Raw genomic sequence first — 14,532 nt, 5'->3', positions numbered from 1 at the left:
TGCGGGAGAGGATGGGCGCATGGCACGTCGTAGTCCCCAGCCCCCCGTCCCCGACGACTTCGAGGAGCACATCCTCGACATCGACGTCGGCGACGAGATGCGCGCCTCGTTCCTCGAGTACGCCTACTCCGTCATCTACTCCCGCGCCCTGCCCGACGCGCGCGACGGCCTCAAGCCGGTCCAGCGCCGGATCCTCTACACGATGAACGACATGGGGCTGCGCCCCGACCGCGGCCACGTCAAGAGCGCCCGCGTCGTCGGCGAGGTCATGGGTCGCCTGCACCCCCACGGCGACGGCGCCATCTACGACGCGCTGGTGCGCATGACCCAGCCCTTCTCGCTGCGGCTGCCCACCGTCGACGGCCACGGCAACTTCGGCTCGCCCGACGACTCCCCCGCCGCCATGCGCTACACCGAGTGCCGCATGGCGCCCGCCGCGGTGGCGATGACGGCCTCGATCGACGAGGACACCGTCGACTTCAAGCCCAACTACGACTCCCGCGAGCTGGAGCCCTCGGTGCTGCCCGCGGCGATCCCGCACCTCGTGGTCAACGGCACGACCGGCATCGCGGTCGGCATGGCCACCAACTGCGCGCCGCACAACCTGGTCGAGGTCGTGCAGGCCCTGCGCCACCTCATCTCGCACCCGAAGGCGACGGTCGACGACCTGATGCGCTTCGTCCCGGGCCCTGACCTGCCCACCGGCGGCAAGATCGTGGGCCTCGACGGCATCCGCGACGCCTACGAGTCCGGGCGCGGCTCGTTCCGGATGCGCGCCACCGCCCGCGTCGAGGCGATCGGTCGCCGCAAGGGGATCGTGGTCACCGAGCTGCCCTACGGCGTCGGCACCGAGAAGGTCATCGAGCGCATCAAGACCCTGGTGCAGGGCAAGAAGATCCAGGGCATCTCGGACATGAAGGACCTCACCGACCGCGAGCACGGGCTGCGGCTGGTCATCGAGATCAAGAACGGCTTCGTGCCCGAGGCGCTGCTCGAGCAGCTCTACCGCCAGACGCCGATGGAGGACTCCTTCGGCATCAACAACGTCGCCCTCGTCGACGGCCAGCCCCGCACGCTCGGGCTCAAGGAGATGCTCCAGGTCTTCCTGGACCACCGCTACGACGTCGTACGCCGCCGCTCGCAGTTCCGCCGCAACAAGCGCGCCGACCGCCTCCACCTGGTCGACGGGCTGCTGGTCGCGCTGCTGGACATCGACGAGGTGATCCAGGTGATCCGCACCAGCGACGACACCGCCACGGCCCGCGAGCGGCTGATGTCGGTCTTCGACCTCTCGGTGGCCCAGACCGACTACATCCTGGAGATGCAGCTGCGCCGGCTCACCCGCTTCAGCAGGATCGAGCTGGAGAAGGAGCAGGAGGAGCTGCGCCGGGAGATCGAGGAGCTCGAGGCCATCCTGGGCGATGAGAAGCTGCTGCGCAGGGTCGTCAGCGACGAGCTGACGGAGGTCGCCAAGACCTACGGAACCCCCCGCCGCACCGTCCTGCTCGGCGCCGCGGCTCCCGTGGCGGCGTCCGCGTCGGTCGAGATGACCGACGACCCCTGCTACGCGCTGCTCTCCTCCAGCGGCCTGCTGGCGCGGTCGAGCACCGACGAGCCGTTCGGCTCCGGCGGCGACCGGACCAACCACGACGTCGTCGTGTCCGCGGTCGCCACGACCGCGCGCGGCGAGATCGGAGTCCTGACGTCCGCGGGCCGGGTCCTGCGGCTCAGCATGCTCGAGGTCACCGCGGTGCTGCCGCCGTCGGCCAACGACCCCAACCTCAACGGCGGCCTCCAGGTGAGCGAGGTGCTGCCGCTCGACACCGGCGAGCGGGCGCTGGCGCTGTGCACCCTCACCGCCGACGGTCCCGGGCTGGCCCTCGGCACCCGCCGGGGCACGGTCAAGCGGGTCAACCCCGAGGTGCTGGGCAAGGACGAGTGGGAGGTCATCCGCCTCGAGGACGGCGACGAGGTCGTCGGCGCGGTCCAGCTGCGCACGGGCGACGAGACGCTGTGCTTCATCACGACCGACGCCCAGCTGCTGCACTTCACCGCCGAGGCGGTGCGCCCGCAGGGCCGCGGCGGCGGCGGCATCGCCGGCGTGCGCCTCGCCGCGGGCGAGTCGGTCGCGTGGTTCGGGGTGGTCGACGACCCCGCCGGGTCGGTCGTCGTCACCGCCTCCGGCTCGTCCACGGCCCTGCCGGGCACCGAGCCGGGGCTCGTGAAGGTCACGCCCTTCACGGAGTACCCCGCCAAGGGCCGGGCCACGGGCGGGGTCCGCTGCCACCGCTTCCTCAAGGGCGAGGACGCCCTGGTCTTCGCCTGGGCCGGCCCGGCGCCGGCGCGTGCCGCCGCCGCCAGCGGCGCCCCGGTGGAGCTGCCGGAGGCCAACGGCCGACGCGACGGCTCGGGCACCCCGTCCCCGCAGCCGATCGCCGCCGCCGCGGGACCGCTGGCGGCACGCGTCGGCCTGCCCGCCGCTCCCGATGTGGTTGGGTGACGCCATGCGTTCCCGCCTCGCTCCCCTGGCCGTCGCCGGCCTCCTCACGCTCGCCCTCACCGCCTGCGGAGGCGACGACGAGGGCGGCGCGAAGAGCGCCTCGCCCGAGGAGGCCATGGCCAGCGCCAAGACCGCGCTCGACGAGACCAGCGGCGTGGCGATCACCCTGTCGACCGACGACCTCCCCGACGGCGTCACCGGCATCCTGGAGGCCGACGGCATCGGCACCCACGCGCCGGCGTTCGAGGGCTCGATCGACGTCTCCATCGCCGCGGGCCAGTTCCAGGTGCCGGTGGTGGCGGTCGACGGCAAGGTGTTCGCCGAGCTCCCGCTCAGCCCCGGCATGCAGGAGGTCGACCCCGGCGAGTACGGCGCGCCGGACCCCGCGCAGCTGATGAGCCCCGACAAGGGCTTCTCCTCGCTGCTCGCCGCGACGACCGACCTCGAGAAGGGCGACTCGATCCGCGGCGGCGAGGGCAACAAGGAGATCTTCACCGAGTACTCCGGCACGGTCCCCGGCACCGTCGTCAAGTTCATCATCCCCGGCTCGACCGGCGACTTCGACGCGACCTACACCGTGTCCGACTCGGGCGAGCTGCGCACCGCCGTGCTCACCGGCGAGTTCTACGAGGGCGAGGACTCGATGACCTACACCCTGGAGTTCGACGACTACGGCACCGAGAAGGACATCACCGCGCCGTGACCGGGGGTACGAGCTCAGCGAGTACTCCCCGCGTGCTGCTCGGCCTCGCCGCGGTGGCGGTGGCGTTCGCCGCAGCCGACACCTACGTCGTCGTCCTGGCGCTGCCCGAGATGGTCGGCGCCGTCGGGGTGTCGACCGAGGAGCTCCAGCGCGCCGCACCCATCATCTCGGGCTTCCTGCTGGGCTACGTCGCCATGCTCCCGCTGATCGGGCGCATCGCTGACCTGCGGGGCCGGGTGCCGGTGCTGGTGGCCGCGCTCGTCGTCTTCGCGCTGGGCTCGCTCGTCACGACGCTGGCCTACGACATGCCCAGCATGGTGTCCGGGCGCTTCCTGCAGGGGATCGGCGGCGGCGGTCTGGTGCCGGCCACGCTCGCCCTGGTCGCCGACCTCTACCCGCGCGAGCGCCGCGGCGTCCCGCTGGGCGTGGTCTCGGCCGTGCAGGAGCTGGGCAGCGTCATCGGTCCGCTCTTCGGCGCGGCCGTGCTCGCGGTGGCCGACTGGCGGGTCATCTTCGTCATCAACCTCGCGGTCGGTCTGGTCCTCGCGGCCGCGATCTCGGCGCTGCGGGGAAGCCACCCGCGCGACGAGCCCGCGCTGGTCGAGCGCCGGCCGGGAGGAGCCCGGGGGCTTCCCGACCTCCTGGGCGCGCTGTTCCTCGTCGTCGCCCTCGGCGCCGGCGCGCTGGTCTTCCTGCGTCCCTCGCAGCTGCTGCGCGACCTCACCTGGGGCCAGCTGTTCATCCCGTTCACCGGCGACGGCAGGTGGCTCACCCCGCTCGGGGCCACCGCGGTCGTGACGCTGCTGCTGTTCGTGGTGCGGTGCTTCACCGCCCGCCGGCCGCTCGTCGACGGACCCAGCTGGGTGCGCAGCATGCGCGACGCCGACCTGGTCGGCGCGCTGTTCCTCGCCGTCGCGCTGGGCGGCGTCATCCTGACCTTCGCGACCGCCGACCCGAAGGTCCAGCTGGTGGCCGACCAGGGCTGGTGGTACCTCACCGGCTCCGCGGTCGCGACGCTCGCCCTGGTCGTCCACCTGCGCCGCACGCCCTCGCCGCTCGTGCCGCGCGGTGCCCTGCGCCGTACCCCGGCGTGGGGCGCCATCCTGGTCAGCTTCTTCGTGGGCGCGGCGCTGATCGCCGCGCTCATCGACATCCCGCTGTTCGCCCGCACCACCGTCCACCGGGACTCCCAGCTGATGGCCGCGCTCGAGCTGGTCCGCTTCCTGGTCGCGCTCCCGGTCGGCGCCGTGGTCGGCGGCTACCTCACCCGGCGCGTCGGGGCGGGCCTGATCACGGCCGTGGGCATGCTGATGGCCGCCGCCGGCTTCGTCCTGATGACCCGGTGGGACATCACCAGCCTCGACAGCCTGCACTCCGACGCGACCCTGGTCCTGTGCGGCTTCGGGTTCGGCCTGGCCCTGGCCCCCGTCAACGCCGCGATCCTGGCCAGCACCGACGACGACGTCCACGGGGTCGCCAGCGCGATGGTCGTCGTCGCCCGGATGGTCGGGATGCTGGTGGGGATCTCGGCGCTGACGGCGATCGGCCTGCGTCGCTACTACTCCTACCTCGGCGACCACCCGATGCCGCCGGCCAAGGAGGTGTGCGACGGCAAGACCCGCTGCCAGGCCTTCAGCGACCTGCTCGCCGGCGCCGGCATCCCCCAGGAGCACGCGGTCTTCGCCGGCGCCGCGGTGTGCGCCGTCCTGGCTGCCGCCTGCGCCCTGGTCGTCTTCCGGAGCGCGGACACCCGCTCTCTCAGCACCGCCGACGTCCTGCGCGCCGGCGGCTGAGCCGTCCGGCTGTCCACCTGTCCGACGCGGTCGTGCGGACGTCACCTGGTTCGGCTAGGTTCGCGCTCGTGGCTGACTTCGACGACCTTCTCGCCGCCAACCGTGACTTCGCCTCCGACTTCGCCCTGAGCGGCTTCGACGGCGTGGCCCATGCCGGGGTGGCGATCGTGACGTGCATGGACTCGCGCATCGACCCTCTCGGCATGGTGGGCCTCAAGCCCGGCGACGCCAAGATCTTCCGCAACCCCGGCGGCCGGGTGACCCCCCAGGCGCTGGAGGCGCTGGTGCTGGCGACCCACCTGCTGGGCGTCGAGCGGATCCTGGTCGTCCCCCACACCCGGTGCGCCATGGCCAGCAACACCGAGGAGGAGATCCGCGAGCGGATCTCGGCCTCCTCCGGCCAGGACGCGTCCTGGCAGACCTTCGGGGTCATCACCGACCAGCTCCAGGCCCTCACCGAGGACATCGCGCGCATCCGCACCCACCCGCTGGTCCCGAAGACCACCGTCGTCGGCGGCTTCATCTACGACGTCGACACCGGTCTGCTCGAGCAGCACCTCTGAGCCTGGAGCGACCCGGGCCACGCCCGCGCGAGCGCACAGCCGAACGGGCCGGCACCCGCCTCAGCGGATGCCGGCCCGCGATGCGAACCTGTGTCAGGTGGTCTCAGGACTGCCCGGGGGCTGCCGACTTGACGTTCTCGGCGGAGGACTGACCCTCCTCCTGGACGCGTCCGGCGGACTCCTGCGCGGTCTGCTTGACCTGCTGGGCCGCGTCGGTGGCGTGCTCCTTGAGCTGGTCCCCCACCTCCTGGCCGACGGACTTGGCCTCGTCGACGAGCGGCTGGCCGTGCTCCTTGGCCGCGTCGACCACCTGCTTCGAGGCGCGCGCCTCCACCCGGCTGGCCGGGATGAGGCCGGCGATGACCAGACCCGCGGCGAACGCCACGGCCCCGGCGGCCAGGGGGCTGCCCTGGACGGTGTCACCGGCGCTGCCGGCGACGTCCTGGACGCCTCCCTTGACGCTGTCGGCCGCACCAGAGACCGACGACTGGGCGGACCCGGCTGCGGACTGCGAGGAGCCCATGACCTTGTCCTTGACGCCCAGCACGCGGTTGCGCGCGGCTTCCTTGCGACGCTCGACGATGGCGCTCGGGCTGACGCGGTCCTGCAGTGCGTCCAGGTCGCTCGCGAGGTTCTCGCGGGTCCCGGCGATCTCGGTGCTCAGCTCTTCTGTGCTTTGGCCCATTGGACATCCTCCTTGAGGGTTTGCTGCGTCTCGGGTAGCTGGGGGTTGCTCTCCTGGATCGCCTTCTTGCCGACGACGGCGAGGACGGCGGCGACGACGCCCCACACCACGGTCACGATCAGGGCGGCGAGCCAGAGGTCCATGGCCTCACCGAGGCCGAACATGGCGGTCAGGGACAGGAACAGCAGGACGAAGTAGCCGGCGACACCGGCGCCTCCGAGCAAGCCGGCGCCCTTGCCGGCCTTGCTCATCTCCTGCTTGAGCTCCGTCTTGGCCAGGTCCATCTCCTGGCGGATCAGGGTGGTGATGTCCTGCGTCACGTCACTGACGATCTGGCCCAGGCTGCGCTGGTCCTGACTGCCGGGTGCCGTGGACCCACCGTCGTACGGGGGGGTCGAGGTCACGGCGTGTACCCCGGCATCGACTGCGTGGACGGCGCCGGAGCCCCGGCGCCGTCCGCGTCGGCGAGCGGCGTGGTGGTCAGCGGGTCGACCGAGACCGGCGCCGTGGACTGCGGCTGTCCCACGGTGGGCAGCCCCGTCTCCTGCACCGGCGCGGGGGCGGACGGCGTCACCGGCGTCGACGGCGAGGCGTCGGCGGCGGGCGCCTCGTCCTGGGCGGCCTTGGCACCGCGCGCCAGGCGTCCGGCGACGACGCCGGCGGCGAGCGCGCCCGCCAGGAAGATGCCCGGGCGGCGGCGCGCGAAGGAGCGGACGTCGTCGAGCAGCTCGGCCGGCTCGCGGCCGTCCAGGTGGTCGCCCAGGCTCCGAGCACGGTCGGCGACCTGGCGTGCCAGGTCGGAGGCCAGACCCGGCGCCTCGGACTTCTCGGCCATCTGCTGGAGGTCGTCGCTGAAGGTGCCGAGGGTGCCGACCAGGCGGTCGCGCTGCGTGCGCGACTGCTCGTCCACCTGTCCCAGGGCCTCGTCGAGCAGGCCGCGGGCGTGGTCCTTCGCCTCGGAGGCGACCTTCTTGGCCTCCTCGCCGGCGACACCCGCGACGTGCTTGGTCTCGTCGGCCGCGGTCGACGCGGTCTCCTGCGCGGCCTGCTTGGCGTCCTGGGCCTTGTCCTTGACGCCGGACGACGAGTCGTCGCCACCGGTGTCGCTGCTCGCGCCGCCCGTGCTGCTCGTCTCGAAGGCGGTGTCACCCAGAGGCGTGTCGCCCGTGGGCGTGTCGAGGCCGAGGCCGGTGTCGTAGGAACCCGGCGTGGAGCCGGGAGGCGTGCTAGGGGGTGTGGTGCTCATGAGGACTCCTCATCGTTGCTGGAAGAACCTGGTACCCACGGGTCGGGGTGACAGCCCGGTCGGACCGGGAACCACCCGTCGGGGTGGGGCTCAGATCGCGTACGTGCTCAGCTCGCCGCCGACGCACCTCCTTCTCGCGCCAGGCGGGTCATCGGCCCGCCGCGCGGTCGACCCGGTCGTGGTAGCGGTGGCCGACCTTGCCGCCGACGACGGCGGCGAGCAGCGTCACCACCAGGACGACCAGGGCGGCGACGATGCCGCCGGTGCCGGCCTCGTCGGCGGAGAGCGGCAGGTTCGGCAGGTCGACGCGGTCGAGGATGTTGTACTCGGACCCGAAGAAGGCCCCGAGGCCGAAGGCCACCAGCGTCACCAGCAGGCCGATGAGCCACACGACGAACCCCTGCCGGCCGCCGTCGAAGCGGCACATCCGCCCGGCGACGTACCCGCCGGCGAAGTAGCCGAGGGCGAGGACGAGCGCGAGCACGACGGCGGCGGAGATCCCGATCGTGCCGGCCTGGCGCTCGGCCTCGGTCTGGCCGACGTCCATGCTGGAGCCCACCGCCGCCACCACGGCGCCGACGATGCTGGTGAGCAGGATGGCGAGCGCAATGGCCACCAGCCACCCGAAGAAGGCGGCGCCGACGTTCACGCCGCCGAAGCGCTCCTTGGCGGCGTCGTGCGAGTGCCGGTCGTCGCGCGGGTCACGGTTCGTGCCCGATCCCGCGGTCGCGGCGTCGGGGTCGATCCTGGTGGAGCCTCGCTTGTCGTTCTGGTCCATCGTGCACCTCACTGGTACGGGGTCAGCCGGGCGCGGCTGCGCGGTGGCTGACGGCCTGTACCCGAGGACCTTACGGCGTAAACGATGAAGCCTTACGTTGTAAATCTTTCTCGCCGAAACGGGATTGCAAGCGGGCCCACGGGGATACCGAGCGCTCCCCACGAGAACCCCCAGGAGGGTCCATGCTCAACGAGACCGACGCCCAGCGGATCATCGGCCGCACGGCCTACGACAACGACGGCAACAAGGTCGGCAAGGTCGGCCAGGTGTTCCTGGACGACGCGACGGGACGCCCCGACTTCGCCACGGTCAACACCGGTCTCTTCGGCAGGAAGGAGTCGTTCGTGCCGCTGCAGGACGCGCGGCTGGACGGCGACGACCTTGTGGTCGCCGTCCACCAGGACCAGGTCAAGGACGCCCCGAGCGTCGACCTCGACGGCGACCACCTCGACCCGGCGGAGGAGGAGCGCCTCTACGCGCACTACCGCACCTCCTCCGACGCCGGCGACGACACGTCCGAGGCACCCACCTCGGGCACGGGCGGGACGGGCGATGCGGCCGACTCCGACGCCGACCGCGGCCACGACACGTCCGGGCGCACCACCGACGACGCGATGACCCGCTCCGAGGAGCAGGTCCACGTCGCTACGACCGACGAGGAGGTCGGTCGGGTCCGGCTCCGCAAGTACGTCACCACCGAGATGGAGACCCACACCGTCCCGGTGCGCAAGGAGCGCGCGGTCCTGGAGACCGAGCCGATCACGGACGGCAACGCGGGCGACGCCCTCGACGGCCCCGCGATCTCCGAGGAGGAGCACGAGGTGGTCCTCCACGAGGAGCGCCCCGTGGTGGAGAAGACCACCGAGCCCGTCGAGCGGGTGCGCCTCGGCACCGAGACCGACGTCGAGGAGCAGACCGTCAGCGAGGAGGTCCGCAAGGAGCACATCGAGGCGGACGGCCAGGTGGACGACCGCCGCTAGCGACCCCGGCTGAGGGCGCCCGCGCGACGGGCGCCCTCAGGCCAGGTCGACGTGCTGGTTGGCCTGGATCAGCGCCATGCGCGCGAGCAGCTCCTCGAGGGCATCCTCGAACTCCACGGCGGCGTGGTCCTCCGACAGGGGTCTGCGCAGCCGGCGGACCGTCGGGTACTCCGCGAGCGCGTCGCCCTCCGGCTCCTCGTCGGTCTCGACGACGTCCAGCGGGCCGACGTCCGCGCCGTGCGTGGCCACCTCGAGCAGCAGGTGACCGAGCAGGAAGCTGGTGAAGGCGCGGTAGGCGCCCACGGCGGCTGCGTCGTCGAACCCCTCGGACTCCAGCCCGTTGAGGAACGCCTCCACCCACTCGAGGCTGCGCAGCGGAGGCCGCAGCCACGGCGCCTCCGCCGGACGCGACGCGACGAGCGGGAAACACTTGGGGTGGGCGAGCGCCACGCGACGGATGCCGTGCGCGAGGCGCTGGAGGAAGTCCTGCCACCCGGCCGACGGGGCGTCGATGACGCTCTCGTCTGCGCGCATCTCGTCGATGATGTGCTCGACGACGGCGTCCAGGAGGTCCTCGCGGCCGGGCACGTAGCGGTAGAGCGACATGGCCTCGACGCCCAGCCGCTCGCCCAGCCGGCGCATGGTCAGCCCGGGCAGCCCGAACTCGTCGATGAACTCGACCGCGCTCGACACGATCCGGTCCCGGCTCAGCGGCACGCGCTCGGAGGGCGCGGGCTCCCCCGCCACCACCTGGGCGTCCGCGTCCAGCTGTTGGTGCTCCGACATGTCCCCTCCCGCCTTGAGCATACGGACCTCGGGCCGACCGTCCCTCCGCGCGGGCCGCCCACGTGCCAGGGTGACGGGCATGAGCAGCGTCGTGCGCCGACCCGCGGTGCTGCTGTGCCTGCTGCTGCTGGGCTGCGGCATCGCCCTCCTCGTCAGCCTGGCGCGCCATCCGGGCACCGGCGAGCCGCACTCGGTCCCCCTCGTGGTGGTAGCTCCCGGCGTCGTCGCCGACGCGCTCGCCGACGAGGCGAACGCGCTGCCCGGTCGTCCCTTCGCCGCGACCGCGGCCGACCAGACGGACGCGGAGCAGGCCCGGGACGAGGTCACCGACGGCACGGCCGTCGCGGCGCTCCTGGTCGACCTCGCGGGCACCCGCGACACTTTGGTCGTCAACGCCGGACGCGACCCGGGACTGAACGACGCCGTCGTCGACCGCGTCCAGCAGAACGAGGCCACGCGCGAGCGCACCCTCCGGGTCGAGCAGGTGGGACCCCGAGGGCACGACGCGTCCCACGGCTACGCCCTGTGCCTGCTCGCGGCGGTCCTGGGCTTCCTGGCGGTCGTGCTCGTGTCGGCCCGGAGTGGACCGGTCGCCCTGACCCTGCGCCGTGGAGCCCGCCGGGTCGCCGAGCTCGCGGCCTTCGCCGCCGTCGCAGGAGCGGCGCTGACCATGCTGCCCTGGACCGCCCCCGGGTCGGCCCGGCCCGCGGTCGTCGCTCTGGTCGCGCTGCACGTGCTCGTCGTCGCCGTGCTCACGCTGGCCCTCGAGTCGCTGGCCGGACTGACCGGACTCGCCGTCGCCGCCCTGTCGTTCCTCGTCCTCAACGCGCCTCTCGTCACCGGGCTCGACCCCCTGCTGCTCCCCCAGCCCTGGGCCGGCCTCGCGTCGTGGTCGCCGAGCGGCGCGGCGCTGCGCGCCGTCGAGGCCGCCGCGGTCCTCGGCGGGGAGCACCTGCTCCGTCCGGTGCTCGTGCTGCTCGCCTGGCTCGTCACGGGGCTGCTGACGCTGCTGTCGGCGCGGTGGGTGCGCGCCCGGCTGACGTCACGTGCGACGACGCCCGACGCGGCCGTCCGCGTCGGCGACGTCCGTGTCTGGTGGGCGCTCGCCGTCGTGGTCCCGGCCGGGGCCCTGCTGCTGGCGGCCACGCTCGTGGTGCCGGAGGGCGCGCCACCGGTGGGCGCCCTGCCGTCACGGGCGTCGCAGACCGAGTGCGTCGCGACCGGCGAGCTCCAGGACGTGGCCGACCTCAACCGGGTCGCCGGCAGGCTGCGCGGCAGCCCGGCCTTCCAGGGCGGCGACGTCGGCGCCGACGTGCTGCTCCAGGACGGGCGCCGACTCTGGGTCTTCGGCGACACCCTGCGCGGCGCGGACTTCGACGGGCAGACCTTCGTGCGCAACTCGATGCTGGTGGTCGGTCCCGGCTGCCTGAGCGTCGTGCTGCCCCCCGACCGAGGGGCGGTGATCCCCGACCGCGCCGACGCCGACGCGCCGCCGGGCACGCGGGCCGTCGGCTACTGGCCGATGTCGATCGGTCGCGCCCAGCGGCCCGGCTACGACCTGGTCAGCGTCGCGGCGCAGCGCGTCCGCACGGTCGGGGACGGCGCGTTCGACTTCGAGAACCTCGGCACCTCGATCGCCGTCTTCGTCGTGCCCCGGGGCGAGACCCCCCAGCTCGTCGCGCGGCGCGACATCGGCCCCGACGACGCGGACACGGGACGGACCACGTGGGGGGCGGCCTCGACGATCGTCGACGACGGCGGGCCGTGGGTCTACCTCTACGGCACCTCGAGGCCGGACACGTCCGGCGTCTTCGGCTTCGCGCTGCGCCTCGCCCGGGTGCGCCCGGACGACGTCCTGGACGCGCGCCGGTGGCGCTACTGGGACGGCCGGACGTGGTCGACGAGCGAGCGAGGGGCCGCGACCCTGATCCCGGCCCAGGGCGGGGTGTCGCAGACCTTGAGCGTCTTCCGGAGCGGCGCCACCTGGTACGCCCTGAGCAAGCAGGACGAGGTCCTGGGCACCAACCTCACGGTGTGGACCGCGCCCTCGCCCACCGGGCCCTTCACCCGGCAGGCCCCCCTGGCCCAGCTGCCGTCGGACACCGTCACCGGACTCCTGCGCTACATGCCCCTGGCCCACCCCGACCTCCTGCCCCGCAAGGGCACGATGGTCGTCTCCTACAGCAGGAACAGCACGGACCTCGGCCAGGTCGTGAAGGACCCGTTGCTCTACCGGCCGCGCTTCCTGCGCGTCACCCTCCCCTGACCGGCCGGCTCAGGCGTCGAGCGACTCCACGTCGACCTCGTAGGCGCCCTGCACGATGAACTCCTTGCGGGGCGCGACCTCGGAGCCCATGAGGAGCTCGAAGACCTGCGTGGCCGCGTCGGCGTCGTCGATGGTGATCCGACGCAGGGTGCGGTGGCGGGGGTCCATCGTGGTCTCGGCCAGCTGGTCGGCGTCCATCTCCCCGAGCCCCTTGTAGCGCTGGACCGGGTCCTTCCACTTGACGTTCTTCTTCTTCAGCTCCGCCAGGGTGCGCTGCAGCTCGTCGTCGGAATAGGTGTAGCGGTACTTCTCCATGCCCTTCTTGGGGTTGGAGATCTCGATGCGGTGCAGCGGCGGGACCGCGGTGTAGACGCGCCGCTCGGCGATCAGCTCGGGCATGTACTTGAAGAACAGCGTGGCGAGCAGGCAGCGGATGTGGGCGCCGTCGGAGTCGGCGTCGGCCATGAAGATGATCCGGCCGTAGCGCCGGGCCTCGAGGTCGAAGGTGCGTCCCGAGCCCGCGCCCACCACCTGGATGATCGAGGCGCACTCGGCGTTCTTGAGCATGTCGCCCACCGACGCCTTCTGGACGTTGAGGATCTTGCCCCTGATGGGCAGCAGCGCCTGGAACTCCGAGTTGCGTGCGAGCTTGGCCGTGCCGAGGGCGGAGTCCCCCTCGACGATGAAGAGCTCGGTGCGGTCGTTGTCGTTGGCGCGGCAGTCGGCGAGCTTGGAGGGCAGCGCCGAGGACTCGAGGGCGTTCTTGCGGCGCTGGGTCTCCTTGTGCTGGCGCGCGGCCAGGCGGGTCTTGGAGGCGCCGACGATCTTCTCCATGAGGAGCTTGGCCTGGGCCTTCTCGGCCCGCTTGGTCGAGGTGAGGAACTTCTTCAGCTCCGCGGACACCACCCGGCGTACGACGGAGCGCACCGCGGGGGTGCCGAGGATCTCCTTGGTCTGGCCCTCGAACTGCGGCTCGGCCAGCCGGACGGTGACCACGGCCGTCAGGCCCTCCATCACGTCGTCCTTGATCACGTCGTCGTCGTTGACCTTGAGCGCCTTGGTGGCCTTCATGGCCTCGTTGAACGTCTTGGTCAGCGCGGCCTCGAACCCGCTCACGTGGGTGCCGCCCTTGGGGGTGGCGATCACGTTGACGAAGGAGCGCAGCTCGGTGTCGTAGCCGGTGCCCCAGCGGGCCGCGATGTCGACGGTCAGCTCGCGCTCGACCTCCTGGGGGGTCATGTGCCCCTGGGCGTCGAGCATCGGCACGGTCTCGGTGAAGGTCTCCATGCCCTGGAGCCGCAGGATGTCGGTGACCGGCTCGTCGGCGGCGAGGTACTCGGCGAACTCCGCGATGCCCCCGTCGTGGCGGAACTTCTCCTCGACCGGTACGTCGCCACGGAGATCGCGGATGACCAGCTCGAGGCCCGGCACGATGAACGACGTCTGGCGGGCCCGTCCCAGCAGGCCCTCGAACTCGAAGGTCGCGTCCTTGGTGAAGATCTGGCGGTCGGGCCAGAAGCGGATGCGCGTGCCCGTCCTGCCCTTCGCGACCTTCCGGCCCTTGCGGGTCAGGCCGGAGCGGGGGGTGAACGGCGCCGCCGGGCCCTCGCCGTCGAAGACGCCCGGGTTGCCGCGGTTGAAGCTCAGCCCCTGCTGGGCCGGGGAGCGGTCGACGTCGATGTCCATCCGCGAGGACAGCGCGTTGACGACCGACAGGCCCACGCCGTGCAGGCCGCCGGTGGCGACGTAGGAGCCGCCGCCGAACTTGCCGCCGGCGTGCAGCTTGGTGGCGACCACCTCGACCCCGGGCAGCCCGGTCTTGGGCTCCTTGTCCGTGGGGATGCCGCGACCGTCGTCGTGGACCTCGACCGAGTCGTCGGCGTGCAGGGTGACCTCGACCCGGTGGGCCGAGCCCGCCAGCGCCTCGTCGACGCCGTTGTCGATGATCTCCCACAGGCAGTGCATGAGCCCGCGGGTGTCGGTCGACCCGATGTACATGCCCGGTCGCTTGCGCACCGCCTCCAGTCCCTCGAGGACGAGGAGGTGCGCGGCGTTGTAGGTGTTGTCGGCGATCGTGGGGCTCCTGGCAGGCGTGGCGTTCGCGGTTCTTCGAGCGCCTCCGAATCTACCCGCGACACGCCGCGCGGCGGTGAAGGCTCGCTCGCTCGCGCCGCCTACGGTGAGCGGGACGGAACCGTTCTCCACCACCTGTCCAGTCCAGGGCATGGGAAC

The 14,532-nt window shown here is 72.4% G+C and carries 12 protein-coding genes; 6 read left to right on the top strand and 6 right to left on the bottom strand.

Annotation, left to right across the window (positions count from 1 at the left end; all coding sequences use genetic code 11):
• The first annotated feature begins 19 nt into the window (after nt 1–19).
• The 4 genes from E4622_RS04855 to E4622_RS04840 all read left to right on the top strand — a co-directional run bounded on the left by E4622_RS04855 (nt 20) and on the right by E4622_RS04840 (nt 5,559).
• A complete protein-coding gene (locus E4622_RS04855) occupies nt 20–2,500 on the top strand; it encodes a DNA topoisomerase IV subunit A (RefSeq protein ID WP_134738911.1) in 2,481 nt (826 codons plus the stop codon).
• Between the two features lie 4 nt (nt 2,501–2,504).
• Complete coding sequence (locus tag E4622_RS04850; protein ID WP_167735979.1) at nt 2,505–3,203, top strand: LppX_LprAFG lipoprotein; 699 nt, start codon at nt 2,505–2,507, stop codon at nt 3,201–3,203.
• A 32-nt stretch (nt 3,204–3,235) separates the two neighbouring features.
• Complete coding sequence (locus E4622_RS04845) at nt 3,236–4,996, top strand: MFS transporter (RefSeq protein ID WP_245155885.1); 1,761 nt, start codon at nt 3,236–3,238, stop codon at nt 4,994–4,996.
• Between the two features lie 68 nt (nt 4,997–5,064).
• Complete coding sequence (locus E4622_RS04840) at nt 5,065–5,559, top strand: carbonic anhydrase (protein WP_134738908.1); 495 nt, start codon at nt 5,065–5,067, stop codon at nt 5,557–5,559.
• A gap of 103 nt (nt 5,560–5,662) precedes the next feature.
• Here E4622_RS04840 and E4622_RS04835 read toward each other — a convergent pair whose 3' ends face one another.
• The 4 genes from E4622_RS04835 to E4622_RS04820 all read right to left on the bottom strand — a co-directional run bounded on the left by E4622_RS04835 (nt 5,663) and on the right by E4622_RS04820 (nt 8,268).
• On the bottom strand, nt 5,663–6,244 hold the full coding sequence (locus E4622_RS04835) for a DUF3618 domain-containing protein (RefSeq protein WP_134738907.1): 582 nt from the start codon (nt 6,242–6,244) through the stop codon (nt 5,663–5,665).
• Nucleotides 6,220–6,648: a phage holin family protein gene (locus E4622_RS04830; protein ID WP_134738906.1), complete on the bottom strand. Its 429-nt coding sequence runs from the start codon at nt 6,646–6,648 to the stop codon at nt 6,220–6,222. The genes E4622_RS04835 and E4622_RS04830 overlap by 25 nt, the downstream gene beginning before the upstream one ends.
• Nucleotides 6,645–7,490, bottom strand: a complete 846-nt coding sequence (locus E4622_RS04825) for a hypothetical protein (RefSeq protein WP_134738905.1) — start codon at nt 7,488–7,490, stop codon at nt 6,645–6,647. The genes E4622_RS04830 and E4622_RS04825 overlap by 4 nt, the downstream gene beginning before the upstream one ends.
• Nucleotides 7,491–7,638: 148 nt before the next feature.
• A complete protein-coding gene (locus tag E4622_RS04820) occupies nt 7,639–8,268 on the bottom strand; it encodes a hypothetical protein (RefSeq protein WP_134738904.1) in 630 nt (209 codons plus the stop codon).
• Nucleotides 8,269–8,450: 182 nt separating this feature from the next.
• On the opposite strand from E4622_RS04820, the gene E4622_RS04815 reads away from it, so the two are divergent.
• Entirely contained in the window at nt 8,451–9,248 is a 798-nt protein-coding gene (locus tag E4622_RS04815) for a PRC and DUF2382 domain-containing protein (RefSeq protein WP_134738903.1), read from the top strand.
• Nucleotides 9,249–9,284: 36 nt separating this feature from the next.
• On the opposite strand, the gene E4622_RS04810 is transcribed toward E4622_RS04815, so the two are convergent.
• Nucleotides 9,285–10,034 carry a TetR/AcrR family transcriptional regulator C-terminal domain-containing protein gene (locus E4622_RS04810; RefSeq protein ID WP_134738902.1) on the bottom strand — a complete coding sequence of 250 codons (750 nt, stop codon included), beginning with the start codon at nt 10,032–10,034 and terminating at the stop codon, nt 9,285–9,287.
• A gap of 79 nt (nt 10,035–10,113) precedes the next feature.
• On the opposite strand from E4622_RS04810, the gene E4622_RS04805 reads away from it, so the two are divergent.
• Nucleotides 10,114–12,300: a DUF4185 domain-containing protein gene (locus E4622_RS04805; RefSeq protein WP_134738901.1), complete on the top strand. Its 2,187-nt coding sequence runs from the start codon at nt 10,114–10,116 to the stop codon at nt 12,298–12,300.
• Nucleotides 12,301–12,309: 9 nt separating this feature from the next.
• On the opposite strand, the gene E4622_RS04800 is transcribed toward E4622_RS04805, so the two are convergent.
• Nucleotides 12,310–14,373 (bottom strand): DNA topoisomerase IV subunit B, encoded by a 2,064-nt coding sequence (locus E4622_RS04800; protein WP_280633748.1) that lies wholly within the window; start codon nt 14,371–14,373, stop codon nt 12,310–12,312.
• Between the last annotated feature and the right edge of the window lie 159 nt (nt 14,374–14,532).

The sequence above is a fragment of the Nocardioides sp. 503 genome (assembly GCF_004522095.1).
Classification (GTDB): Bacteria; Actinomycetota; Actinomycetes; order Propionibacteriales; family Nocardioidaceae; genus Nocardioides.
The sequence above is the reverse complement of the archived record's forward strand: the minus strand, read 5'-3'. Positions and strand labels throughout refer to the sequence as shown.

What these genes read in the sequence shown, in the direction of transcription:
- E4622_RS04855 (WP_134738911.1), top strand. Translation starts at nt 20, where the DNA reads ATGGCACGTCGTAGTCCCCAGCCCCCCGTCCCCGACGACTTCGAGGAG.
- E4622_RS04850 (WP_167735979.1), top strand. Translation starts at nt 2,505, where the DNA reads ATGCGTTCCCGCCTCGCTCCCCTGGCCGTCGCCGGCCTCCTCACGCTC.
- E4622_RS04835 (WP_134738907.1), bottom strand. Translation starts at nt 6,244, where the DNA reads ATGGGCCAAAGCACAGAAGAGCTGAGCACCGAGATCGCCGGGACCCGC.
- E4622_RS04825 (WP_134738905.1), bottom strand. Translation starts at nt 7,490, where the DNA reads ATGAGCACCACACCCCCTAGCACGCCTCCCGGCTCCACGCCGGGTTCC.
- E4622_RS04820 (WP_134738904.1), bottom strand. Translation starts at nt 8,268, where the DNA reads ATGGACCAGAACGACAAGCGAGGCTCCACCAGGATCGACCCCGACGCC.
- E4622_RS04815 (WP_134738903.1), top strand. Translation starts at nt 8,451, where the DNA reads ATGCTCAACGAGACCGACGCCCAGCGGATCATCGGCCGCACGGCCTAC.
- E4622_RS04810 (WP_134738902.1), bottom strand. Translation starts at nt 10,034, where the DNA reads ATGTCGGAGCACCAACAGCTGGACGCGGACGCCCAGGTGGTGGCGGGG.
- E4622_RS04805 (WP_134738901.1), top strand. Translation starts at nt 10,114, where the DNA reads ATGAGCAGCGTCGTGCGCCGACCCGCGGTGCTGCTGTGCCTGCTGCTG.